Annotated in this window: 21 protein-coding genes; 13 read left to right on the forward strand and 8 right to left on the reverse strand. The window is 72.3% G+C overall.

Annotated elements, in window-relative coordinates; translation table 11 throughout:
* Nucleotides 1-44 precede the first annotated feature (44 nt).
* Together N538_RS0114980 and N538_RS0114985 are read left to right on the forward strand one after the other, a co-directional pair.
* Nucleotides 45-1,256, forward strand: coding sequence for a M15 family metallopeptidase (locus N538_RS0114980; RefSeq protein WP_028637955.1), 1,212 nt, complete (start codon nt 45-47; stop codon nt 1,254-1,256).
* 244 nt (nt 1,257-1,500) lie between these two features.
* The gene (locus N538_RS0114985; protein WP_231496232.1) at nt 1,501-2,736 is read left to right on the forward strand and encodes an HNH endonuclease signature motif containing protein; all 1,236 of its coding nucleotides are present in this window, start codon (nt 1,501-1,503) and stop codon (nt 2,734-2,736) included.
* Between the two features lie 48 nt (nt 2,737-2,784).
* Here the strand turns inward: N538_RS0114985 and N538_RS28030 are convergent, their stop codons facing one another.
* On the reverse strand, nt 2,785-3,177 hold the full coding sequence (locus N538_RS28030; protein ID WP_197025354.1) for a DUF2510 domain-containing protein: 393 nt from the start codon (nt 3,175-3,177) through the stop codon (nt 2,785-2,787).
* Between the two features lie 396 nt (nt 3,178-3,573).
* On the opposite strand from N538_RS28030, the gene N538_RS0114995 reads away from it, so the two are divergent.
* Nucleotides 3,574-4,539: an NADPH:quinone oxidoreductase family protein gene (locus N538_RS0114995; protein WP_028637958.1), complete on the forward strand. Its 966-nt coding sequence runs from the start codon at nt 3,574-3,576 to the stop codon at nt 4,537-4,539.
* Nucleotides 4,540-4,559: 20 nt separating this feature from the next.
* On the opposite strand, the gene N538_RS0115000 is transcribed toward N538_RS0114995, so the two are convergent.
* Together N538_RS0115000 and N538_RS0115005 are read right to left on the reverse strand one after the other, a co-directional pair.
* Nucleotides 4,560-5,024, reverse strand: coding sequence for a nucleoside deaminase (locus N538_RS0115000; protein ID WP_028637959.1), 465 nt, complete (start codon nt 5,022-5,024; stop codon nt 4,560-4,562).
* Nucleotides 5,021-6,406: a purine-cytosine permease family protein gene (locus N538_RS0115005; RefSeq protein WP_197025355.1), complete on the reverse strand. Its 1,386-nt coding sequence runs from the start codon at nt 6,404-6,406 to the stop codon at nt 5,021-5,023. Before N538_RS0115005 ends, N538_RS0115000 begins: the two co-directional genes overlap by 4 nt.
* 38 nt (nt 6,407-6,444) lie before the next feature.
* On the opposite strand from N538_RS0115005, the gene N538_RS0115010 reads away from it, so the two are divergent.
* Nucleotides 6,445-8,394 (forward strand): M13 family metallopeptidase, encoded by a 1,950-nt coding sequence (locus N538_RS0115010; protein ID WP_028637961.1) that lies wholly within the window; start codon nt 6,445-6,447, stop codon nt 8,392-8,394.
* The gene (locus N538_RS0115015; RefSeq protein WP_231496233.1) at nt 8,391-9,104 is read left to right on the forward strand and encodes a 2-phosphosulfolactate phosphatase; all 714 of its coding nucleotides are present in this window, start codon (nt 8,391-8,393) and stop codon (nt 9,102-9,104) included. The genes N538_RS0115010 and N538_RS0115015 overlap by 4 nt, the downstream gene beginning before the upstream one ends.
* Before the next feature lie 64 nt (nt 9,105-9,168).
* On the opposite strand, the gene N538_RS0115020 is transcribed toward N538_RS0115015, so the two are convergent.
* A complete protein-coding gene (locus N538_RS0115020; RefSeq protein WP_028637963.1) occupies nt 9,169-9,693 on the reverse strand; it encodes a hypothetical protein in 525 nt (174 codons plus the stop codon).
* 116 nt (nt 9,694-9,809) lie between these two features.
* Between N538_RS0115020 and N538_RS25650 the strand changes: the two genes are divergently transcribed.
* Genes N538_RS25650 through N538_RS0115035 form a run of 3 tightly spaced genes read left to right on the forward strand, consistent with a single transcriptional unit; the run spans nt 9,810 to nt 14,159 of the window.
* Entirely contained in the window at nt 9,810-11,936 is a 2,127-nt protein-coding gene (locus N538_RS25650; protein WP_051549321.1) for a RecQ family ATP-dependent DNA helicase, read from the forward strand.
* Nucleotides 11,937-11,945: 9 nt separating this feature from the next.
* Nucleotides 11,946-13,058, forward strand: coding sequence for a CDP-glycerol glycerophosphotransferase family protein (locus N538_RS25655; protein WP_051549322.1), 1,113 nt, complete (start codon nt 11,946-11,948; stop codon nt 13,056-13,058).
* A 60-nt stretch (nt 13,059-13,118) separates the two neighbouring features.
* On the forward strand, nt 13,119-14,159 hold the full coding sequence (locus N538_RS0115035; RefSeq protein WP_036570706.1) for an NAD(P)H-dependent amine dehydrogenase family protein: 1,041 nt from the start codon (nt 13,119-13,121) through the stop codon (nt 14,157-14,159).
* Nucleotides 14,160-14,194: 35 nt separating this feature from the next.
* Here the strand turns inward: N538_RS0115035 and N538_RS0115040 are convergent, their stop codons facing one another.
* Together N538_RS0115040 and N538_RS0115045 are read right to left on the reverse strand one after the other, a co-directional pair.
* Entirely contained in the window at nt 14,195-14,683 is a 489-nt protein-coding gene (locus N538_RS0115040; RefSeq protein ID WP_028637965.1) for a glutathione peroxidase, read from the reverse strand.
* 46 nt (nt 14,684-14,729) lie between these two features.
* Entirely contained in the window at nt 14,730-15,170 is a 441-nt protein-coding gene (locus N538_RS0115045) for a VOC family protein (protein WP_028637966.1), read from the reverse strand.
* Nucleotides 15,171-15,269: 99 nt separating this feature from the next.
* Between N538_RS0115045 and N538_RS0115050 the strand changes: the two genes are divergently transcribed.
* From N538_RS0115050 to N538_RS25660, 3 genes are all read left to right on the forward strand, one after another.
* Nucleotides 15,270-15,632 carry a YciI family protein gene (locus N538_RS0115050; protein ID WP_028637967.1) on the forward strand — a complete coding sequence of 121 codons (363 nt, stop codon included), beginning with the start codon at nt 15,270-15,272 and terminating at the stop codon, nt 15,630-15,632.
* 64 nt (nt 15,633-15,696) lie between these two features.
* Nucleotides 15,697-18,405: a DEAD/DEAH box helicase gene (locus N538_RS0115055; RefSeq protein WP_028637968.1), complete on the forward strand. Its 2,709-nt coding sequence runs from the start codon at nt 15,697-15,699 to the stop codon at nt 18,403-18,405.
* Complete coding sequence (locus N538_RS25660; protein ID WP_051549323.1) at nt 18,405-19,076, forward strand: SWIM zinc finger family protein; 672 nt, start codon at nt 18,405-18,407, stop codon at nt 19,074-19,076. The genes N538_RS0115055 and N538_RS25660 overlap by 1 nt, the downstream gene beginning before the upstream one ends.
* Here N538_RS25660 and N538_RS0115065 read toward each other — a convergent pair.
* A complete protein-coding gene (locus N538_RS0115065) occupies nt 19,033-19,587 on the reverse strand; it encodes an SACE_7040 family transcriptional regulator (protein WP_231496234.1) in 555 nt (184 codons plus the stop codon). The two genes, N538_RS25660 and N538_RS0115065, sit on opposite strands and share 44 nt — an antisense overlap.
* 160 nt (nt 19,588-19,747) lie before the next feature.
* On the opposite strand from N538_RS0115065, the gene N538_RS27520 reads away from it, so the two are divergent.
* Nucleotides 19,748-21,292: an HYR domain-containing protein gene (locus N538_RS27520; RefSeq protein WP_051549325.1), complete on the forward strand. Its 1,545-nt coding sequence runs from the start codon at nt 19,748-19,750 to the stop codon at nt 21,290-21,292.
* Nucleotides 21,293-21,359: 67 nt separating this feature from the next.
* Here N538_RS27520 and trxA read toward each other — a convergent pair whose 3' ends face one another.
* The gene (gene trxA / locus N538_RS0115075) at nt 21,360-21,743 is read right to left on the reverse strand and encodes a thioredoxin (RefSeq protein WP_028637970.1); all 384 of its coding nucleotides are present in this window, start codon (nt 21,741-21,743) and stop codon (nt 21,360-21,362) included.
* Nucleotides 21,744-21,842: 99 nt separating this feature from the next.
* On the opposite strand from trxA, the gene N538_RS0115080 reads away from it, so the two are divergent.
* A complete protein-coding gene (locus tag N538_RS0115080; RefSeq protein ID WP_028637971.1) occupies nt 21,843-23,357 on the forward strand; it encodes a carboxyl transferase domain-containing protein in 1,515 nt (504 codons plus the stop codon).
* Nucleotides 23,358-23,359: the final 2 nt, after the last annotated feature.

The following is a 23,359-nucleotide window of genomic DNA, read 5'->3' on the forward strand; positions in this document are numbered from 1 at the left end:
ACGGCTCCGGCGGGGTAGACGTACCCTGAATCCGGGGAGGGACCATGCGACTGGGGCGTGCGCTGGGTACGGCGGCATTGGCCTGCGCGCTCCTGACCGGGTGCAACGGGAGCACCGAGGCCGGCGACCCGGCACCCAGCGAGACGACGAGCACGACCCCGGCGGCCAGCGGCCAGACCGCGGCACCCGCGCTCGACCCGAAGCACGCGGTCGACCCGCCCGGCCGGCGTACCGGCCTGATCGCGCCGGCCGACATCGTCGCGAACGGCTCGAAGACGATCCCGCAGGACAAGGTCGACGCGATCCGCAGGCTCGACGGCGTCCTCGACGTCGAGCAGATCTCCTTGGCGTCGGTGCCGGTCGAGAACCGGACCCTGAGCGTCGCGGCTGTCGACCCGGCGACGTACCGGAACTGGGTGACTAAGTCCGCGAGCGCCCAGGCCAACCAGGTCTGGAACCGGGTCGCCGGCGGCGAGCTCGCGATCCGCCCCGCCCTGGAGAAGCGGGCGCCGATCGACAAGGAGGGGTTCCTCGCCCTCGGCAGCACCGCGGATGCCGCGAAGGTGCACGTCGGGGCCTATGCGCAGCAGTCCTGGCTGGTCGACGCGGTCGTCAACGAGACCTGGATCAAGGACCTCGACATGACCGAGGGCAACGCGCTGCTGATCCGCACCGGCGGCACCGCGCCGGAGCCGCTGCGCAAGCCGATCGAGAGGATCCTCCGGGGCACGGACGCCGCGGTCTCGATGACCGACGTGGTCGCCCGCGAGGGCCTCGACCCCGGCGTCGTCCAGACCGCGGTCGTCGTCGGCACCATCGCCGACGCGGTCGGCACGTTCCGCTACACCGTGCTCTCCGGCGGTCACATCGCTCCCGACCCGGCCTGGGTGAGGAGCCACATCGCCACCGAGCCGGTGCCGATCCTCGGCAACGTCACCTGCAACAAGCTGATCTTCCCGCAGCTGCGTGCCGCGCTGGAGGACGTGATCACCCAGGGCCTGGCCGACACGATCCACCCGACCCAGTACGCCGGCTGCTTCTACCCGCGCTTCATCGCCGGGACGACCACCCTGTCCAACCACGCGTTCGGCCTCGCCCTCGACATCAACGCGGTCGAGAACCAGCGCGGGACCGCCGGCCGGATCGACCGCGGCGTGGTGGCGATCTTCAAGCACTGGGGCTTCACCTGGGGCGGCGACTGGCACTACACCGACCCGATGCACTTCGAGATGAATCAGCTGGTGCAGCCTCGCTGACGAGGGGTGGTCGAGCGGTGGCAGAACTGACAGGGGCTGCGGGCCGACAGTGGTGGCGACCGACATGGCAGCGAGGCGGTACGGCGGGCTCGGGACGAGGTCGCTTCCCGGCTTGCGGGTCCGCCGCAGCTCCCACGAAATCTCTGCTGAAGAAACTTTCCTGGATTGTCCAAATGCTGGTCAAAACAAGGGTTCTGAGCGTCCGACTGTCGGTGGCCGGTGCTTGGGTTGAACCATGACAGCGATGACCACACCCCGACACCGGGTGTCGGTCGCTGTCTCGCGGATGCGTGGTGCGGCCGACGCCGTGGTCGATGCGTCGGTGTGGTCCATGGATGCGGTCGAGACGGCGGGGACGCTGGTCGAGCTGACCCGGTTGGAGGCGCAGGTCTCCGAGCTGAAGGCCCGGGTCGCCGCGCACGCCGAGGAGCTGCACGTCGGTCAGAACGTCGGCGCGTCCAGTGCCGCGAGCTGGCTGGCCCACGAGACGAAGGCGACCCGGGCCGCGGCGTACGCGGCGGTGCGGCTCGGCCGTGACCTGGAGGCGCATCGCCCGACGCGGGACGCGCTGGCCGCTGGGCGGGTGTTGGCCGACCAGGCGCGGGTGGTGATCCGCTGGGTCGAGGACCTCCCGGACACGGTCCCGGCCGCGAAGGTCGCCGAGGCCGAGGCGCACCTGCTGGCCCTCGCCCGGCACCACGACGCGACGGCGTTGAACCGGCTCGGGAAGCACCTGTTCGAGGTGGTCGCACCCGCGGAGGCCGACGCCCGCGAAGCCGCACTCCTGGCCAAGGAGGAGGCCGCCGCCGCCAAGGCCTGCCGGCTCTCGATGTACGACGACGGCCAGGGCAAGACCCACGGCACCTTCACGGTCCCCACCCTCCACGGCGCCACCCTCCGGAAGATCCTCGGCGCCCTGGCCGCACCTCGGCACGTGGCCGCCACCCAGGGGCCTGGTGTGGTGCGGCCGGACACCCCCGAGGCGTGGGGGCGGGCGTTGTGCGAGCTGATCGAGCGCTACCCCGCCGACCGGCTCCCCACCACCGGCGGCGTCTCCGCGACCGCGGTGGTGCTCCTCGACCTCGACGTCCTGCTCGGCCGCCTCGAGAAGGCCGGGGTGCTGGACACCGGGGAGAAGATCTCCCCCGCCCTGGCCCGCCGGCTGGCCTGCCAGGCCGGGATCATCCCGGTCGTCCTGGACGGCGACTCCCAGCCGTTGGACGTGGGCCGCAAACGGCGCCTGTTCAGCGAGGCCCAACGGACCGCGATGCTGGTCCGCGACCGCGGCTGCCGCGCCGAGGGCTGCGACCGCGCCACCGGCCTGCACGCCCACCACAAGCAGCGCTGGACCGACGGCGGCCACACCAACCTCAAAGACGGCATCTCCCTGTGCCCCTGGCACCACGCCCGCGCCCACGACACCGGCTACCGGACCACCCACCACCCCAACGGCGACGTCACCTTCCACCGGCGAACGTAGGAGACGCATCCGGGCTCGAACGGCGGTCATCGCGTGCCGAGCCTGGGATCAGGTGAGCCGCTCGAACACCATCGTCGCCTGGATCCGGTCCCCGCCCCCAAGCCCCTTGCTGCCAGAGGCGGCTGTGGAGATGGTGTGGAGTCGGTAGCCCAGTGCTGCCTGGGCATTGATGGCGTTCTCCAACTCAGGCAGGTTCCCCGAGCCGGTCCCCCACAACTTCTCCTTCAGAATCACCTGGAGAACCACGTAGCTGGCGCGCTGCGGAGCCGGGCGCGCCTGGGCTCCGGCGACAGCCTCCGCCTCGATCGTGCGGGCCGCTCCGGGGAGGCCGCCGCGGGTGGCAACCTGCGGCGGCTGAACGTCGTCCGTCCACTTCTCGCCATCCCACCAGCGCTTGCTGCCGGTGCCGTCGTCGTACCAACCTGCGTGAGTGTTGCCCACGATCTCCCCGCCTGCCGACCTCCGAACAATGCGCGTCGACATGTTACGTCGCGCTGACACCGGGTGGGAGGACGCGGCCCTCGAAAGCACAGTTACGTACGGGAGCGCGTTCGTGGCTAGGGTGCCGCTGCGGCCGGTGCGGACTCCAATCCGCTCGCCGCACTGGTGCGTACGGTCTCGTGCTCGGGGTGCACCGCCGTCCAGGACGTCGTTGGTACCCCGACTGGTCGGCCCTCGTCGGCGGCCATGTCGGGCGGGCGAGCCGCCTCGTCATCAGGCCGACCTCGCAGACCTGGACCTGGTCCAACCGACCAGCCACCCGAGCATCCTGGGCGCGGTCCACGTCGGTGGGACGGTGCGCGATCCCTTCCACGGCCACCGCTAACGTCAGGGTGCATGCGCGCCGCCCAGGTAGTCACGACCACCGGTCCCGCCGACGTCGTCGTCAACGACGTGCCCGAGCCGACGCCCGGGTCCGACGACGTGCTCGTCGAGGTGCACAGCGTCGGCATCTCGTTCCCGGACCTCCTGCTGAGCAAGGGCGAGTACCAGATGAAGCCGGAGGTGCCGTTCACGCTCGGCGTGGACTTCGCCGGCACGGTCGTCTCCGGCCCCGACGGCTTCGAGCCGGGCCAGCGGGTCGCCGGCGTCGGCGGTTGGGGCGGGGCGGCCGAGCTGGTCGCGAACCCGGCCATGTCCACCTTCGCCCTCCCCGACCACGTGTCGTACGACGAGGGCGCGGCGCTGCCGATGAACTACCTGACCGCGCAGTTCGCCCTCGCCGAGCGCGGAGGCCTCGAGGCAGGCGAGACCGTGCTGGTGCACGGCGCCGCCGGCGGCGTCGGCACCGCGACCATCCAGGTCGCCAAGGGGTACGGCGCCCGCACGATCGCCGTGGTCAGCACCGAGGAGAAGGCCGAGGTCGCGCGGACCGCCGGTGCCGACGAGGCCGTCCTGCTCGACGGCTTCCGCGACGCGGTCAAGGACCTCACCGGCGGGAAGGGCGTCGACGTGGTCGTGGACGTCGTGGGCGGTGACGCGTTCACCGACTCGCTGCGCAGCCTCGCGCCGCAGGGCCGGCTGCTCGTGGTGGGCTTCGCCGCCGGGCAGGGCATCCCCGAGGTGAAGGTCAACCGGCTGCTGCTCAACAACGTCGACGTCCGCGGTGTCGGCTGGGGTGCGTACGCCATGGTCCGGCCCGGCTTCATGCAGCAGCAGTGGCAGGAGCTGCTGCCGATGCTGGAGTCCGGGGTGGTCAGGCCGCCGATCGGCGCGACGTACGACCTCGACGGCTTCGGTCAGGCCCTCCTGGACATGGAAGCGCGCAAGACCCTCGGGAAGTCGGTCGTCCGGGTCCGCTGATCGCCGCCACCCCACCCGCGTCAGCTCGGGTCGACGCCGATGTCCTCGAACCACAGGTCGGGGCGGTCGGCGATGAAGCGCTCCATCAGGTCGATGCACTCCGGGTCGTCGAGCAGCACGACCTCGACGCCGTTCTCCGCGAGCCACTCGTGACCGCCGAAGAACGTCGTCGCCTCGCCGATCACCAGACGGGAGATGCCGAACTGGCGGACCAGGCCGGAGCAGTACCAGCACGGCGAGAGCGTCGTGACCATCGTGGTGCCGGCGTAGGTGCGCTGGCGGCCGGCGTTGCGGAACGCCGAGGTCTCGCCGTGCATGGACGGGTCGTCGTCCTGCACCCGGCGGTTGTGGCCGCGACCGAGCACGGTGCCGTCCGCGGCGACCAGCGCCCCACCGATGGGGATACCGCCCTCGGCGAGGCCCACCCGGGCTTCCGAGACGGCGACGGCCAGCCAGTCGCGAGCGGTGGCGAGGTCGAGCGTCATGCCGCGGACCGTACCGCGAGCGGCTTGAAGAGCACGGCGTAGAGGAGCGCGGCCAGCGCGAAGCCGACCACGGGGGTCAGGTCGCCGATGCCCGGGTGCGCCTCGGCCACGGGCCCGACGTACTTGGTCTGGCTCGAGAACAGCCACACCGAGACCACCGTCGCAGCCACGAACGCGATCGGTCCGGCCCAGTTCGAGTAGCCGCGCTCGAGCAGCGCCCGCGGAGGTACGCCGCCGCCGCGCAGCAGCCGGTCGGTCAGCACGACGCCGAGCCACGGGGCCACCCAGTAGGCGATGACGAGCAGGAAGTTCTCGTACTTCGCGCCGGCGTCCGAGAGCCCGGACCACGCGAAGAGGAAGCCGATCACGCCGAACACCAGCGCGACCAGTGCCCGCCGGATGTGGGACGGGATCTTGATCTCGAGGGCGAGGAAGGCCATCGAGCCGGAGTAGATGTTGAGCACGTTCGCGCAGACGGCTCCCAGCGCGATGCAGAGCAGGGTGAGGTCCCCGATCGCGGTGGGGAGCAGGTCGGTGAAGGCCGTGGTGGGGTTGCCGAGGAACGCGTCCGCGCCGGTCGTCACCGCCGCCGCGCCCGCCAGCTCCAGCAGCACGCACGCGCCGAAGATGCCGAGCCCGGAGAACAGGAAGACCTGGCGACGGTCGGCGTCGGGCGCCAGGTAGCGGGTGTAGTCGGAGGCGTACGGGTTCCAGCCGGCGGCGTACCCGAAGCTGGCGGCGGCCAGCAGCATCCAGCCCCCGAAGCCGCCGCCGCCCCCGGCGGCACCGGCGTCGGCCTTCGTGAAGACGATGACGGTGGCGACCGCGAAGACAACCGCGAGCAGGGGGAACGCGTAGCGCTCGAAGACGTGCACGAGGTTGTAGCCGAAGAACGCGACCACGACCTGGGCGACCACCACCACGAGCAGGCAGAGGACGTCGGGCAGGTCGGTGAGCGAGGCCAGGGCCAGCGCGCCGCTGACGCTGTTGACCGCGAACCACCCGATGCCGGCCATCAGCGCGTTCACGGTGGCCGGGATCGCGTTGCCCGCGAAGCCGAACGCCGAGCGCGCCGCCACCATCTGCGGCAGCCCGGTGCGCGGGCCCATCGTGGAGAGGTACCCGTGCGTGAGCGCCCCGGCGAGCGTGCCGGCGACGATCGCTGTCGCCGCCTGACCGAAGCTCAGTCCGAAGAACAGCGTGCCGAGCGCGCCGACGAAGACGGTCGCGAACTCGAAGTTCGGCGACGCCCACGTCCAGAGCAGCTGCACGGGCCGGCCGTGCCGTTCCTCCAGCGGGATGAACTCGATCCCGCCGGGCTCGATCGCGCCGACCTTGGTGCCGTAGTCGCGCTCGTCCGCAGGCATCTCGAGTGAGGACATGACGGGAGTATCCGCCATCAGCGGGCTAGGGTCGTCGCGTGAGCACCCTCGACGAGGCCCGCGAGGGCATGAACCCCGACATCCGGCCGCAGGACGACCTCTTCGGCCACGTGAACGGCCGCTGGCTCGACGAGACGGAGATCCCGTCGGACCGCTCGAGCTGGGGCCCCTTCGTCCAGCTCGGGGACGCCGCCGAGGAGCACGTGCACGCGATCATCGAGGACCTCGCGCGGCAGGTCGCCGAGGGCGCGGACGTCGACGACGACGCCCGCAAGATCGGTGACCTCTTCGCGTCGTTCATGGACGAGGACACCGTCAACGCCCGCGGCACCCGGCCGATCCGGCCGCTGGTCGACGCCGTGGCCGGCCTGCGCGACGTCCGCGACCTGGCGGCCTTCCTGGGCGAGTTCGAGCGGATCGGCGGGCACGGCCTGTTCGGGTCCTACGTCGACACCGACTCCAAGGACTCCGACCGCTACCTCTTCAACCTCGTCCAGGGCGGCCTGGGCCTGCCGGACGAGTCGTACTACCGCGACGAGAAGTTCGCCGAGGTGCGCGAGAAGTACGTCGCCTACCTGACCCGGCTGTTCACGCTCGCGGAGCACGACGGCGCGGAGGCGGCGGCCTGGACCGTGCTCGACATCGACACCCGGCTCGCGGCCGGGCACTGGGAGCGGGCGGAGACCCGCGACGTCCAGAAGACCTACAACCTGATGACCAAGGCCGAGCTGGTCGAGCTGGCGCCGGCCTTCGACTGGGACGCCTACGTCACGAACCTCGGCGGCTCGGACGAGACGCTCGCCGAGGTGTGCGTGCGCCAGCCCTCCTACGTCGCCCACCTCTCCGGGGTCCTCGAGGAGGTCGGCATCGACGAGTGGCGGCACTGGCTGCTCGCCCACGTGCTGCGCGCCTCCGCCGGGTACCTCACCGACGACTTCGTCGAGACCAACTTCGACTTCTACGGCCGCACCCTCAACGGCACGCCCGAGCTGCGGGCCCGCTGGAAGCGCGGCGTCGCGCTGGTCGAGGGTGCGATGGGCGAGGCGGTCGGCAAGGAGTACGTCGCCCGGCACTTCCCGCCCGCGTCCAAGGCGATGATGGACGACCTGGTCGCGAACCTGCTCGCGGCGTACCGCCAGTCGATCTCGAAGCTCGACTGGATGACCGACGAGACCAAGCAGCGGGCGTACGAGAAGCTCGACACGTTCCGCCCGAAGATCGGCTACCCGGAGAAGTTCCGCGACTACTCGCGGCTCGAGGTCACGCGCGACGACCTGCTCGGCAACGTGGCGGCGGCGTCCGCGTTCGAGACCGACCGGCAGCTCGCGAAGATCGGCTCGCCGGTCGACCGGGACGAGTGGTTCATGCTCCCGCAGACCGTCAACGCCTACTACAACCCGGGCACCAACGAGATCTGCTTCCCCGCGGGCATCCTCCAGAAGCCGTTCTTCTCCCCGGACGCCGACGAGGCCGAGAACTACGGCGGCATCGGCGCGGTGATCGGCCACGAGGTCGGCCACGGCTTCGACGACCAGGGTGCGCAGTACGACGGCGCCGGCAACCTCAACGACTGGTGGACCCCGGCCGACAAGGAGGCCTTCCAGGTCAAGTCGCGGGCGCTGATCGAGCAGTACGACGCCTTCGAGCCGCGCAACCTGCCCGGTGAGCACGTCAACGGCGCGCTCACCGTCGGTGAGAACATCGGCGACCTCGGTGGGCTGACGATCGGACATACGGCGTACCTCATCGCCCGGGACGGAGCGGCCTCGGTCGAGGACCGCCGGAAGCTGTTCATGAACTGGGCGTACTGCTGGCGGACCAAGCGCCGCAAGGAGCAGGACCTCCAGTACCTCACCATCGACCCGCACAGCCCGCCGGAGTTCCGCGCGAACATCGTGCGCAACCTCGACGAGTTCCACGAGGTCTTCGGCACGGCGGATGGGGACGGCCTCTGGCTTGACCCGGCCGAGCGGGTCCGCATCTGGTGATCTCCTTCGAGTGGGGCCCCACCGGGGCCGCCTCGATCGTCGAGCCCGGCGGGATCGCCGTGGTCGTCGACGTGCTGTCGTTCACCACCACGCTGAGCGTGGCGGTCGAGCGCGGGATGACGGTCTACCCGTTCCGCTGGAAGGACGAGCGTGCGGTGGCGTACGCCGAGGAGCGGGACGCCGTCCTGGCGACCGGCCGGTCGGTGCGCGACGGGGTGAGCCTGTCGCCGGCGTCCGTGCGGGCGGCGGAGGGCGTCGAGCGGCTGGTGCTGCCGTCGCCGAACGGCTCGGCGATCGCGTTCGGCCTCGCCGGGGCCGGCGCCACCGTCGTCGGTGCCTCGTTGCGCAACGTGTCGGCGGTCGCGCGCTGGCTGGCCGGGCGGGACGAGCCGGTCGCGGTGGTCGCTGCCGGCGAGCGCTGGCCCGACGACACCCTGCGGCCCGCGGTCGAGGACCTCTGGGGTGCGGGCGCGGTGATCGCCGGGCTCGTCGACCTGGGCCGCTCCGGGCTGACCGCGGAGGCACGGGTGGCCGAGCGGGCCTACCGCGCAGCGGCGTTCCCCGATGACCTGGTCGCGTGCGCGAGCGGCCAGGAGCTGGTCGGGATCGGGTTCGCGGCGGACGTCGACGTCGCCGCCGAGGTCGACGCGACAGACGTCGTGCCGGTGCTCCGCGGGGAGGCGTTCGTCGCCGGATCGCCCGTCGAGTGACGCGAGCTGGCTCTCTCCGAGGCGAGATCGCAGCCAGTTCACGTCACTCGACGAGGACCGGGGCTCAGCTGAAGCGCTGGTACGTCACGGTCGGGTAGTAGAGCGTCGTACCGCTGCCGCCGGTGTCGGTGACCTTGAGGCTCAGGGTGTGCTGACCCTTGCCGATCTTGGTGCAGAACTGCACCGCGCCCTGGTCGAGCGTGGTGCCGTAGGCGAGGTACTTGCTGCCCTCCGACGTCCCGACGCCGTCGCGGTAGAGCTGGACCGACGACCCACCGCTGTACGACATCGCGTACAGCGTCACGAGCACCGTGTCGGTGCCCTTCGTGGGACCCTTGACCTGCAGCTGCGAGCCCTCGACCTCGGCGGCGGCGCCGGCGGCCAGACCCTGGTAGTCGGTGGCCCGCCGGGACATCGAGATCTCCTGGCCGCCCGAGCAGCTGGAGACGAGCGACCGGGCCTCCGGGCGCGGGGGCAGGCGGTGGGCGCCGCCGTCGGCCTGGGCGCTCGTGCCGGTGAGTGCGGCGCCACCGGCGAGGGCGAGGGCCGCGGCGCCGGCGGCCGTGATGGTGCGGAAGGTGGTGATCATGGCTGCTCCTGTGACCGGCGGCCCCGAGTGAGCCGCGCTGGTGGTGAGGAGCGCGTCGTCCACAGGCAGATACCACCCGCTCCGGTCCTGTCACCGGCGGCTGGTAGACAGGCGGCATGACCCGAGGCTCCGTGACCCGTGGCACCGCGACGCCAGGAGCGGTCACCCGGGAGGGGGCCGAGGCCCATCTCCGTGCTCTCGTCGGGAGCGACGACGCGGTCCTGCGCGAGGACCAGTGGGCGGCGATCGAGGCGCTGGCCGTCGACCGGAGGCGCGCGCTGGTCGTGCAGCGCACCGGCTGGGGCAAGTCCGCGGTCTACTTCGTCGCGACCCTGCTGCTGCGGGAGCAGGGCGCCGGGCCGACCGTGATCGTCTCGCCGCTGCTCGCCCTGATGCGCAACCAGATCGCGGCCGCCGAGCGGGCCGGCATCCGCGCGGTCACCATCAACTCCACCAACATGGAGGACTGGGAGCCGATCCAGGAGGCGATCCGCGCCGGCGAGGTCGACGTGCTGCTGGTCAGCCCGGAGCGGCTGAACAACCCCGGGTTCCGCGACGAGGTGCTGCCCCGGCTCGCGGCGACCTGCGGCCTGCTCGTCGTCGACGAGGCCCACTGCATCTCCGACTGGGGCCACGACTTCCGGCCCGACTACCGGCGGATCCGCACGCTGCTCGGCGACCTGCCCGACGGCATCCCCGTGCTGGCGACGACGGCGACCGCCAACCAGCGGGTGACGAACGACGTGGCCGAGCAGCTGGGCACCGCCGGGTCCCTCGGCGACGTGCTGGTGCTGCGGGGATCGCTGGACCGCGAGTCGCTCCGGCTGGGCGTGGTCCGGCTGAAGACCCCGGAGCAGCGGCTGGCCTGGCTCGCCGACCACCTCGCCGAGCAGCCCGGGTCGGGCATCGTCTACTGCCTGACCGTCGCGGCCACCCAGGAGATCGCGGACTACCTGCGCTCGCGGGGCCACGACGTCGCGGCGTACTCCGGCCAGACCGAGACCACCGAGCGGCACGCCCTGGAGCAGGACCTCGCCACCGGCCGGGTCAAGGCGCTGATCGCCACGAGCGCCCTCGGCATGGGCTTCGACGCGACCCTCGGCTTCGTGGTCAACATGGGGGCGCCAGCGTCCCCGGTCGCCTACTACCAGCAGGTCGGCCGTGCCGGCCGTGGCACCGACGAGGCGACGGTGGTGCTGCTCCCGGCGATCGAGGACCGCGACATCTGGGCCTACTTCGCCTCGCTGGCCTTCCCGCGCGAGGAGCAGGTGCGCCGCACCCTCGAGGTGCTCGCCGAGGAGGGTCGCCCGCTCAGCACCGCCACCCTGGAGACGTACGTCGACCTCAACCGCACCCGGCTCGAGACGATGCTGAAGGTGCTCGACGTCGACGGCGCCGTACGCCGGGTGCGCGGCGGCTGGGAGGCGACCGGCCGGCCGTGGACCTACGACGAGGAGCGCTACCGCCGCGTCAGCGAGGCGCGCGAGCGTGAGCAGCGCGCGATGCTCGACTACATCGCGACCGACGGCTGCCGGATGCGCTTCCTGCGCGAGCAGCTCGACGACCCGGAGGCAGCGATCTGCGGCCGCTGCGACAACTGCGGGGGCCTGAGCCTGTCGGCCGACGTCTCCGCGGCCGCCGTCGAGGAGGCCGGCGCCCGGCTGTCCCGGCCCGGCATCCCCGTCGAGCCGCGCAAGATGTGGCCGACGTCGCTGGCCAACCTCGGCCTCGACCTCAAGGGCAAGATCGCCGACACGGCCGGGGAGGGCCGCGCCGTGGCCCGGCTCACCGACCTCGGCTACGGCAACGCGCTCCGGGAGCTCTTCGCGCCCGGGACGGCGGACGGCCCGGTGCCGATCGGGCTGGTCAAGGCCGTGATCGAGGTGCTGGGCGACTGGCAGCCGGCGGTCGACGGGATCGTCGTGGTCGAGTCCGCGAGCCGGCCGGCGCTGACCGCCGACCTGGCCGACGGGCTCTCGCGCTACCTGCAGGTCCCGGTCGTCGGACGCTGGGCGATCGTCGACCCGGACGTGCTCCCCGGGCAGGGTGCGGCCAACTCCGCACAACGCGTCGCGGCGGTCGGCCGCCGCTTCGCGCTCCAGGCCGACGACCTGTCCGGACAGCGGATCCTCGTGGTCGACGACCTCGTCGTCACCGGCTGGACCCTCACCCTCGCGGCCCGGGCGGTGCGGGCGGCCGGGGCGACGGAGGCCCGGCCGCTGACGCTCGCGACCACCACGTAAAATCAGGGAGTGAACCGCGTTCCCGTCCTCGCCTACTTCGCCGACGATCCCACCCGGACGTACCAGCTGATCCAGTGGCTCCCCGTCCTGGAGCTGCTCGACCAGCAGCAGCCCGTCGGCCTGGTGCTGCGCGACCCGGAGTCGGCCCTGGTGCTGCGGGAGCGGACCCGGCTCCCCATCTCGGTCGCCCCAGCCTTCGCCGAGCTCGCCGAGCTCTACGCGGAGCTGGACGCCAAGGTCGTCCTCTACTGCAACAACTCGGTGCTCAACTTCCAGTCGCTGCTGCACACCGGGATGCTGCACGTGCACATCAACCACGGCGAGAGCGACAAGCAGAGCATGGCGTCGAACAACGCCAAGGCCTACGACCGCGTGTTCGTCGCCGGCGAGGCCGCGGTCCAGCGGTACGCCGCCGAGGTGCTCGAGCTCGACACCGCCAAGCTGGTGCGGACCGGCCGCCCGCAGCTCGACCTGCGACCGCCCTCGCTGCTCGAGCCGAGCGACCGGCGTACCGTCCTCTACGCCCCGACCTGGGAGGGCGACGCCGAGTACAACGACTACACCTCGGTCGACACCCTCGGCGTCGAGATCGCCCGCGGCATCCTGGCCGTTCCCGAGGTGCGGCTGGTCTACAAGCCGCACCCCAAGGTCACCACGAGCGAGACGCCGGCGGTCCGGGACGCTCACCACGCGATCCTCGCGCTCGTCGAGGCGGCGGGGCCGCTGCACCGGTCCGTCACGTCCGGCGACATCCTGGCGGTCCTGCCGGACTGCGACGCGATGGTCACCGACGTGTCGTCGGTCGGGCTGGACTGGTTGTACCTGCGCACCGAGCGCCCGATCTTCATCACCGACCGGCACCACGACGCCGACCGGCTCCGCCGCGACGTCCCGGTGAGCCGGTGCGCGGACGTGCTCGCCGACGTCGACGCCGCCGAGGTGGCGGCGCTCGTGGCGGCCCGGCTCGAGCACGACGAGCACCACCTCGCCCGGGTGGCGATGCGGCACCACTACTTCGACGACCTCGGGATCGGCGAGAGCACGGCCCGCTTCATCGAGTCGGTGTCCCAGCTGGCGGCGCTGCGGGACCGCCTCCTGGGCGCCGTCGCGATCACCGCCTGACCGGCGGCCCGCCACCGGCGGCCCTGTTCAGCGGCTAGAACACGTTCTACTCTGCCGCCCATGGACAGACCCCTGCGCGTGATCCAGTGGACGACCGGCAACATCGGGCGGCGGTCGCTGCACGCGATCCTCGGCCGCCCGGACCTCGAGCTCGTCGGCGTGTACGCGCACGGTGCGGAGAAGGTCGGGCGCGACGCGGCCGAGCTCTGCGGCTGGCCGGCGCCGACGGGCGTCCGCGCGACGAACGACGTCACCGCGCTGCTCGCGCTCGGCGCCGACGCGTGCTGCTACAACCCGCTGTGGCCCAGCATCGACGAGCTGTGCGCACTGCTCGAGGCGGGGGTGAACGTGTGCAGCTCGGCCGCCTGGATCACCGGCGGCAAGCAGTCGCCGTCCGACCTGGACCGGGTCCGGAAGGCCTGCGAGCGCGGCGGTACGTCGATCTTCGGCAGCGGCGCCCATCCCGGACTCACGAACACGGTCGGGATGGTGCTGAGCGGGGCGTGCGAGCGGGTCGACGAGATCCGGATCACCGAGTCCGTCGACTGCTCGACGTACGAGAGCGCGGAGACCCAGACGGCGATGGGGTTCTCCCAGCCGCCGGACACCCCGGGCCTCGGCGAGAGCGTTCGCCGGGAGAGCGAGGTGTTCGCCGAGTCGGCGGCGATGATGGCCGACGCGATCGGGGTGACCCTGGACCGGCTGACCTTCGACGTCGAGTTCACGGCGGCGACCGGCGACAGCGACCTCGGCTTCATGACCATCCCGGCCGGGACCGTCGGCGGCGTGCTCGGCTACCACCGCGGCTGGGTGGGCGACCGCAACGTCGTGAGCGTCGGCTTCAACTGGGTCATGGGCGAGCACACGGTCCCGCCGAAGCCGCTCGCGCACGGGCACGTGATCCAGGTGTTCGGCGTGCCGAACATGCGCACCGTGCTGCACTGCCTCCCGCCGCAGGACTGGACGGAAGGCTTCATGGACCTCGGCATGATCTACACCGCGATGCCGGTCACCAACGCCGTGCCGGCCGTCGTCGCCGCACCGCCCGGGATCGTGACGCTCGCGGACCTCCCGCCGATCACCGGACGCGTCCGACGCTAGGCGGTGCCGACGACGAGGACCCGGAGGTCACCCGCTCAGCCGATCAGCTCCTCGATGGCGGAGACGAGGCGTGGGTCCTCGGGCTCGACCTTCGGACGGAACCGGCCGACCACGGACCCGTCACCGGCGACGAGGAACTTCTCGAAGTTCCATTGCACGTCGCCCGCCTCGCCCTGCTCGTCGGGCGTCGAGACGAGCGCCTCGTAGATCTCGTGGCGGCCCTCGCCGTTGACCTCGATCTTCTCGGTCATCGGGAAGGTCACGCCGTACGTCGCGGAGCAGAACTCGGCGATCTCGGAGGCCGAGCCGGGCTCCTGGCCCATGAACTGGTTGCAGGGCAGGCCCACCACGGTGAACCCGCGGGCGGCGAACCGCTCCTGGAGCTCCTCCAGCCCGGTGTACTGCGGCGTCAGGCCGCACTTCGAGGCCACGTTCACCAGCAGCGCCGGCCGGCCGCCGGTGATCTCGCCGAGGGTCGTGGACGTGCCGTCCAGCCGGGCGATCGGGGTCGAGAGGATGCTCATGCGGCCAGCCTAGGCAACCCCCGGCCGGGCCCTGGACGCTGCCCCGTCAGCCGGCCTGCTCGAACAGGGACACGATGATGCCCTCGGGCCCGCGCACGTAGGCCATCCGCACGCTGCCCTGGTACTCGCCGATGCCGCCGACGAGTCCGTAGCCGTCCGCGGCAACGGCGTCGACGGCCGCGTCGAGGTCGCCGACCTCGAAGGACACGTTGCGCAGGCCCAGCTCGTTGGCCATCGCCGCGGGCGAGCCGGGCACGTGGTCGGGCGTGACGAAGCTCGAGAGCTCCAGCCGGCACCCGCCGTCCGGTGGGCGGAGCATCACGATCTCGCAGTGGGCGCCGGGGATGCCGCATACGGTCTCCACGAACTCACCCTCCACGGATCCCCTGCCCTCGACCTCGAGGCCGAGCCCGACGAAGAACGCCGTGGCCGCGTCGAGGTCCGCGACGGTGATGCCGATGTGATCGAGACGGTGCACGTGGGCCACGCCGCCATCCTTCCAGCCGGCTGTCGTGTCGGCGCGGTCCCGTTCGTGGTGGGGGTAGAGAGTGGTCACCAGGACCACCGGGACAAGAGGAGAAGTCCGATGACTCGATACCTGCTGAGCGTGCACGGCCCCGCCGAGACGACCGAGTTCGGCAGCTACGGCTCCCGGGAGGAGATGGAGGAGTCGTTCGCCGAGACCGGCGCGTTCAACGAGAAGCTCCGCGCCGAGGGCTACTGGGTGTTCGCGGGCGGGCTGGCCCCGGCCTCGAACGCGACCGTCGTCGACGGCCAGGGCGACCGCCCGGTGATGACCGACGGGCCCTACCTCGAGACCAAGGAGGTCATCGGGGGCTTCTGGATCATCGACGCTCCCGACCTCGACGTGGCGCTGGCGCTGGCGGCGGAGGGCTCCCGGGCGTGCCGGGGCAAGGTCGAGGTCCGTCCGTTCGACGGCCTCGGCTGAGCGCCGGGCCGGTGCGCGCGCCCGGAGGGACGCGGGTGTAGGCGCCGCGGGCTACCGTCTCCGCGTGTCCTTCGTCCCCGTGACCGGCCCGGCGACCTTCCGCCCCGCCGAGCCCCCACGGGAGGGCGTCGTGGAGTTCACGGACGCGAAGCGGACCGTGAGCCTGCCGATCCGGGCGGCGCTCCCGGTGCTCGCGAAGGCCCGGTCGCGCGAGGACCTGCACCCCAGCGTCGGCCTGCTCTCCGGGGCGGCGCTGCTCGGCATGCGGATCGTCGCGGCGGGCAAGTTCGCGCCGTCCGGGGACCCGCCGCACTGGCGGGCGGCGGGGCTGGACGCCGACGACGAGGACCGGATCGGGATGCTCGCCGCGGGCAGCGGCGAGCAGGAGCGGGTGGTCCGCGACCTGGTCGACGCGATCGCCGACGCACTGCCACGCGGCGCACCGACCACTGCTGCGGCACCCGTACGACGTCCGCAGCGGCCGACGTTCGAGCAGCGGCTGCAGGCGCGGCTGGCCCGCCACCAGCGGCTCGACCCGAGGGACCTGCCGCAGCTCGTGACGCTGTCGCTGCGGGTCGAGGCGGACGAGGAGGAGCTGGTCGCGGGCGCCGTACGCCTGGTGCCGCAGGCGCACGACGACCAGAACCCGCTGCACCTCTGCGACCTCGCGCTGCTCTGGACCGGCACCGTCGACGAGCACGGCTTCGGCGACCGGGCCCGGACCCACGCCACCATCGCGTTGCGCGCGGCCGCCGACGCGTGGCCGGTCCTCGACCGGCTGCTCGAGCTGCGCGTCCCCGACGAGATCACCCTCGACACCGACGAGATCGTGAGCCTGCTCGACGAGGGGGTCGGGGCGCTCCGGGCCGCGGGCGTCGACGTGCTGTGGCCGCGGAGCCTGGGACGCGACCTGACCGCCACGGCCGTCCTCGACCGAGCGGCGCCGGGGCCGGGCAGCCGGGAGGAGCCCCTCAACGACCCGACCCTCGGCCGGGACGCGCTGTTCGCGTTCAACTGGCAGGTCGCCCTGCACGGCGACCCCCTCTCCGCCGAGGAGATGGACCAGCTCGCGAACGCCGCCAGCCCCCTCCTCCGGCTGCGGGGCAGCTGGACCGTGGTCGACCCGGCGATCGCCGGGAAGGCCAGGAAGCGGCTGATCCGCACGGTCAAGCCGGCCGAGGCGGTCGCCGCCGCGCTGACCGGCACCGCGCAGGTCGCCGCGCCCGGTGGCGAGCAGAGCGAGGAGCAGGTCGTCGTCGGGGCCTCGCTCCTGAAGGTCCGCGAACGCCTGCTGACCGCCGCGACCCGCGAGCCCGTCGAGCCGCCGGCCGCGCTGACGGCGACCCTGCGCGACTACCAGCGGCACGGCCTCACCTGGCTGGCCGAGATGACCGGGCTCGGCCTCGGCGCCTGCCTCGCCGACGACATGGGCCTCGGCAAGACCGTCACGCTGATCGCCCTGCACCTGCACCGGGCCGGGACCGGGCATGGCGGGCCCACCCTCGTCGTCTGCCCCGCCAGCCTGCTCGGCAACTGGGAGGCCGAGGTGCGCCGGTTCGCGCCCGGCGTACCTGTCGTCCGGTTCCACGGCACGTCCCGCGACCTGCAGGCGGCCGGGAGCGGCTTCGTGCTCACGACGTACGGCACCATGCGGAGGTCCGTAGCACTCGAGGTGGCCGACGAGGGTGGTTGCGGAGGTGGTGGCCTACTGGGTACGCGGTGGGGCCTGGTCGTCGCGGACGAGGCGCAGCACGTGAAGAACCCGCGCACCGCCACGGCCCGGGCGCTCCGCTCGATCGGGAGCGCGGCCCGCGTCGCGCTCACCGGCACGCCCGTCGAGAACGACCTGACCGAGCTCTGGGCGATCCTCGACTGGGCGACGCCGGGCCTGCTCGGCAGCCGCAACGCGTTCCGCAAGGTGTGGGCCGCGCCGATCGAGTCGGGGCTCGAGCCGAGCAAGGCCCGGCAGTTCGCGGACCTGATCGGGCCGTTCCTGCTGCGGCGCCGCAAGTCCGACCCGGGGATCGCGCCCGAGCTGCCGCCCAAGACCGAGACCGACCACCCGTTGCGGCTGACCCGGGAGCAGGTGGTCCTCTACGAGTCCTTCGTGCGCGACACGATGGCGCGCATCGAGCGGGCCGACGAGGACAGCCGCCGCGGGCTGGTGCTGATGCTGCTCACCGGGCTGAAGCAGATCTGCAACCACCCCGACCACTTCCTCAAGCGGTCGGGCGCGCGGCTGTCCGGCCGCTCCGAGAAGGTCGACCTCCTCGACGAGCTGGTCGGCACGGTGCTCGCCGAGGACGGCGCGGTGCTCGTGTTCACCCAGTACGTCGCGATGGCCCGGCTGCTCGAGGGACATTTGGACCGCGCCGGCGTACCCCACCAGCTGCTGCACGGCGGGACGCCCGTGCGCGAGCGCGAGGCGATGGTGGACAGGTTCCAGGCAGGAGCGGTGCCGGTGTTCCTGCTGTCGCTCAAGGCCGGTGGCACCGGGCTGAACCTGACCCGCGCCGACCACGTCGTGCACGTCGACCGCTGGTGGAATCCCGCCGTGGAGGAGCAGGCGACCGACCGCGCCTACCGGATCGGCCAGACCCGGCCGGTCCAGGTGCACCGGATGATCACGCAGGGCACGATCGAGGAGAAGGTCGCCGAGCTGCTGGACCGCAAGCGGGCACTGGCCGACGCCGTGCTGGGCCGGGGCGAGGCGGCCCTCACCGAGCTCAGCAACGACGAGCTCCGCGACCTCGTCGCCTACCGGGAGGACTGATGTCCTCGGTCCTGCACGCCCGCGTCCCGCCCCGGCGCGCGGCCGCGCGGGCCGGCACCTGGTGGGGCAAGGCGTGGGTCCGCGCGGTCGAGGAGGCGGCGTACGCCGAGTCGGACCTGCGCGCCGCCCGGACGCTGGCCCGCGGCGGCCACGTCGGCCAGATCGCCACCGAGCCGGGGCGGTACGTCGCCGCGGTCGAGGACGGCACCGGGCTCTGGACCGTGGAGGGCACGATCCCCGTCCTCGACCCGCGGGACGTCGACGCGCTCGTCGAGGCCGTGGCCGCGGAGTCCGGCCGGGTCGCCGCGCTGCTCGCCGGCGACCTCCCGCACACGCTCGTCGAGCACGCCGAGGAGGCTGGTGTCGAGCTGCTCCCGTACGGCGGGGAGCTCGGCTCGACGTGCACCTGCGACCACTGGGCCGACCCGTGCACGCACGCGCTCGCGGTGCTCCAGCAGCTGGCGTGGCTGGTGGAGGCCGACCCGTTCGTGCTGCTCCAGCTGCGCGGACTGGCGCGCGACGACCTGCTGGCCCGGTTGCACGCCCGGAGCGAGCCCGACGAGGACGACGACGAGGGCCCCGACCTGGACGCCGCCGTCGAGGCCGCGCTCTACGCGGCCCGGCTGCTCAGCGACGCTGCGGACCCAGGGCGCCCAGCGTCATCTGGGTGAGGACGCTGCGCATCTGGTCGTCCGGGAGCAGGCCGCTGTGGGGGGTCGAGTTGATCAGCCCGAAGGCTGCGTGCGCCATCGCCCGCGCGGTGGCCCGGTCGAGCGACGGGTCGAGGGTCCCCAGCTCGGCGGCCCACAGATCGACGTACTCCCGCTGCAGGGCGCGCACCTGCTCGCGCGCGTCCGCCGGCAGCGACTCCCAGTCGCGGTCCTGGACCACGATCAGGGGGCGGTGCCGGAGGGCGAAGTCGACGTGCCAGTCGACCAGCGCGGCCACGGCCGCCGACGGCCCGTCGGCGGCCGACACCCGCTCCCGGCCGACGCGGAGCAGCTCTTCGCTGATCGAGACCAGCATCTCGGCGAGCATCGCCTGCTTGGACGGGAAGTGCTTGTAGAGCGCCGGCCCGGAGATCCCGCACGCGGCGCCGAGATCGGCGACCGAGACGCCGTGGAACCCACGACTGGCGAACAGCTCCGCCGCGGTCTCGAGGATCTGGTTCCGGCGGCTCACGCGGTCAAGGTTAGCGTTCACTAACTGTCGTGGTAGCACGTTCGTGCTGCCGCGGACGGGGCCTGGAACCGGTGCGCCTGTGTCATGCCGACTGACAGCGTCCGTCCGTAACGTCCGAGAGCGGTGGCAACGGCGCCACCCTGTCTCTCGGAGGACCATCATGAAGTCTCGTCTCGCGTGGGGATCGGCCGGAGCGGCCGTCCTCTCGATCGCGACCGCCGCCGCGGCCGTCGCCAGCCCGGGCGTCAGTCCGGCGCACTACTCCCACGCCCTCGATCCCGGGGGGTACGTGACGATCACCAAGACGGTGGAGACACCGCCCATCCCGCCGCAGCCGGACATCGTGCTGATGGCCGACACCACCGGGAGCATGGGGTCGAGCATCGCCAACGTGCGCTCGAACGCCGGCTCGATCCTGGGCCAGGTCCAGGCGGCGCAGCCGACCGCGCAGTTCGCCGTCGCCGAGTACAAGGACGACGAGTCGACCTCACCGTTCGCCTACCGGGTCGACCAGCAGCTCACGGGCAGTGCCGCCGCCGCGGTCACCGGCATCAACGCGTGGTCCGCCGGTGGCGGTGGCGACGAGCCGGAGGCCTGGCTCGGGGCCCTCGGCCAGGTCCCGTCGACGATCTCGTTCCGCCCCGACAGCACCCGGGTGCTGGTCATGTTCGGCGATGCGCCGAGCCACGACCCGTCCCTCGGCTTCACCGAGGGCAGCGCGACGAGCGGCCTCGTGGCCGCCGGGGTCCAGGTGATCGCGATCAACGTGAACGGCCAGAACGGCGCGCACCTCGACAGCTCCGGGCAGGCCACGCGGGTCACCGCGGCGACCGGTGGATCCCTGGCGGCCGCCGACCCGGACCAGGTCGCGGCCACCATCTTGAGCGCGCTGCGGAACCTGCCGGCGGTCGTCACCCACGACACGACCTGCGACCCGGGCGTCAGCCTGTCGTTCGACCAGCCGGCCAGGACGGTCACCTCCGGTGACACCACGACGTTCGACGAGACCATCACGCTCGCCGGCGACGCACCGCAGGGACAGACCGTCACCTGCACGACCAGCTTCCTTGTCAACGGCGGGCTCCCGGGCCCGGAGTTCGTGCAGACGGTCGAGATCGCGGTCAACGACGTCACACCACCGGTGGTCACCGTCGAGAGCAAGACCGTCGAGGCGACCTCGCCGAGCGGCGCCAGCGTGTCGTACGACGCCAGCGCGGTCGACAACGTCGACGGTCCGCTGACGCCGGCGTGCACGCCGCCCTCGGGCAGCACGTTCGCGCTCGGCGCGACGACCGTGACCTGCCAGGCGACCGACGCCGCCGGCAACACCGGCACCGGCACGGGGACGATCACGGTCCGCGACACCACGGCGCCGTCCGTCGGCTGCCCGGAGGGCCCGAACCCCGGCGGTCACGTGCCCGGCTCGCACAACCCGGACGGGTTCTTCGAGCTGGTCGGGACCGACGCCGTCGACACGGCGCCGCGGGTGTTCCTGCGCGACACGGGCAGCGGCACGGTCTGGGGACCGTTCGCGTCCGGGCAGGACGTCAAGTACACGGAGAACAACGCGAAGCCGTCGATCAAGCAGATGCCGGGGGGCATCTGGAAGATCACCGGAACCGGCGACGCGGAGGTCTTCGCGACCGACTTCAGCGGCAACACCTCGGACCCGGTGGCCTGCCGGGTGCCGCCGCCGCCGAAGTGATCCCGGGCTGAGCTGACCGTGGGGCGGAGGACCACGTCCTCCGCCCCACGGCTGCTCTCATCCGGGGTCAGTCGTGCTGCGGCTGCCCCTCGGTCGCCTGCTCGGCGATCTGGCGGCGTACGTCGTCCATGTCCAGGTCCTTGACCGCGGTGATCACCTGCTCCAGCGCGGGCGCCGGCAGGGCGCCGGGCTGGGCGAAGACCAGGATGCCGTCGCGGAACGCCATCAGCGTCGGGATCGAGGTGATCTGCGCCGCTGCCGCCAGCGACCCCTCCGCCTCGGTGTCGACCTTGCCGAACACCACGTCCTCGTGGCGCTCCGCAGCGGCCTCGAAGACCGGCGCGAACTGCCGGCACGGTGCGCACCAGGACGCCCAGAAGTCGACGAGCACGATGTCGTTCTCGACGACGGTCTGCTCGAAGGTGTCGGAGGTCAGGGTGGTGGTGCTCATGCCTCTCCCAACGACCCGCCCCCTCCCCGCATTCCGCCGAGTCCGGATTGAACGTTGGACCGCTTGGTTAATGATCGCTAACCTGAGCCCGTGAGCCACATGAAGGAGCTGGTGGAGGAGCTTCGCGACCGGATGGCGGCCGCGCGGCAGGGCGGGAGCGAGGCGGCCCGGGCCAAGCACACCGACCGGGGCAAGCTGCTGGTGCGCGACCGGGTGGACCGGCTGCTCGACCCCGGCAGCCCGTTCCTGGAGCTGAGCCCGCTGGCGGCGTACGACATGTACGGCGGAGGCGTGCCCAGCGCCGGGGTCGTCACCGGCATCGGTCGGGTGGGTGGTCGCGAGGTCGTGGTGGTCGCGAACGACGCGACCGTCAAGGGCGGCACCTACTACCCGATGACGGTCAAGAAGCACCTGCGCGCGCAGACCGTCGCGGCCGACAACCAGCTGCCGTGCGTCTACCTCGTCGACTCCGGCGGCGCCTTCCTGCCGATGCAGGACGAGGTGTTCCCCGACCGCGAGCACTTCGGCCGGATCTTCTTCAACCAGGCCAACCTCTCCGCCCGCGGCATCCCGCAGATCGCCAGCGTGATGGGCTCCTGCACCGCCGGCGGCGCGTACGTCCCCGCGATGTCGGACGAGACCGTGATCGTGCGCAACCAGGGCACGATCTTCCTCGGCGGCCCGCCGCTGGTGAAGGCCGCGACCGGCGAGGTCGTGACCGCCGAGGAGCTCGGCGGCGGCGACGTGCACGCCCGCACCTCCGGCGTCGTCGACCACCTGGCCGAGGACGACGCGCACGCGCTCGCGATCGTCCGCAGCATCGTCGGGACCCTCGAGCGGCGGCCGGCGGGCGCGCCGTACCAGCTCGCCCCCGTCGAGGAGCCGCACGAGGACCCCACCACGCTGTACGACGTGGTCCCGGCCGACACCCGGACGCCGTACGACGTCCGGGAGGTGATCCGCAGGGTCGTCGACGGCAGCCGGTTCCACGAGTTCAAGAAGCTGTACGGCGAGACCCTGGTCACCGGCTTCGCGCACGTCTGGGGCCACCCGGTCGGCATCGTCGCGAACAACGGCATCCTCTTCAGCGAGTCCGCGCTCAAGGGCGCGCACTTCATCGAGCTCTGCAACCAGCGCGGCATCCCGCTGGTGTTCCTCCAGAACATCACCGGCTTCATGGTCGGCAAGGAGTACGAGAACGGCGGCATCGCCAAGGACGGCGCCAAGCTCGTCACCGCGGTCGCCTGCTCGGTCGTCCCGAAGTTCACGATCGTGATCGGCGGCAGCTTCGGGGCCGGCAACTACGGCATGTGCGGGCGCGCGTACGACCCGCGGTTCCTCTGGATGTGGCCGAACGCCCGGATCTCGGTGATGGGCGGCGAGCAGGCCGCGTCCGTCCTCGCGACGGTCGCGGGCCGGCCCGACGACGAGGAGTTCAAGGCGCCGATCCGGGAGCAGTACGAGACCCAGGGCTCGCCGTACTACTCCACCGCGCGGCTCTGGGACGACGGCATCATCGACCCGGCCGACACCCGGCGCGTCCTCGGCATGGGCCTCGCGGCCGCCGCCAACGCCCCGACGCCGGCGCCCTCCTACGGCATCTTCAGGATGTGATG

The sequence above is a fragment of the Nocardioides sp. URHA0032 genome (assembly GCF_000620645.1).
Taxonomy (GTDB): Bacteria; Actinomycetota; Actinomycetes; order Propionibacteriales; family Nocardioidaceae; genus Nocardioides.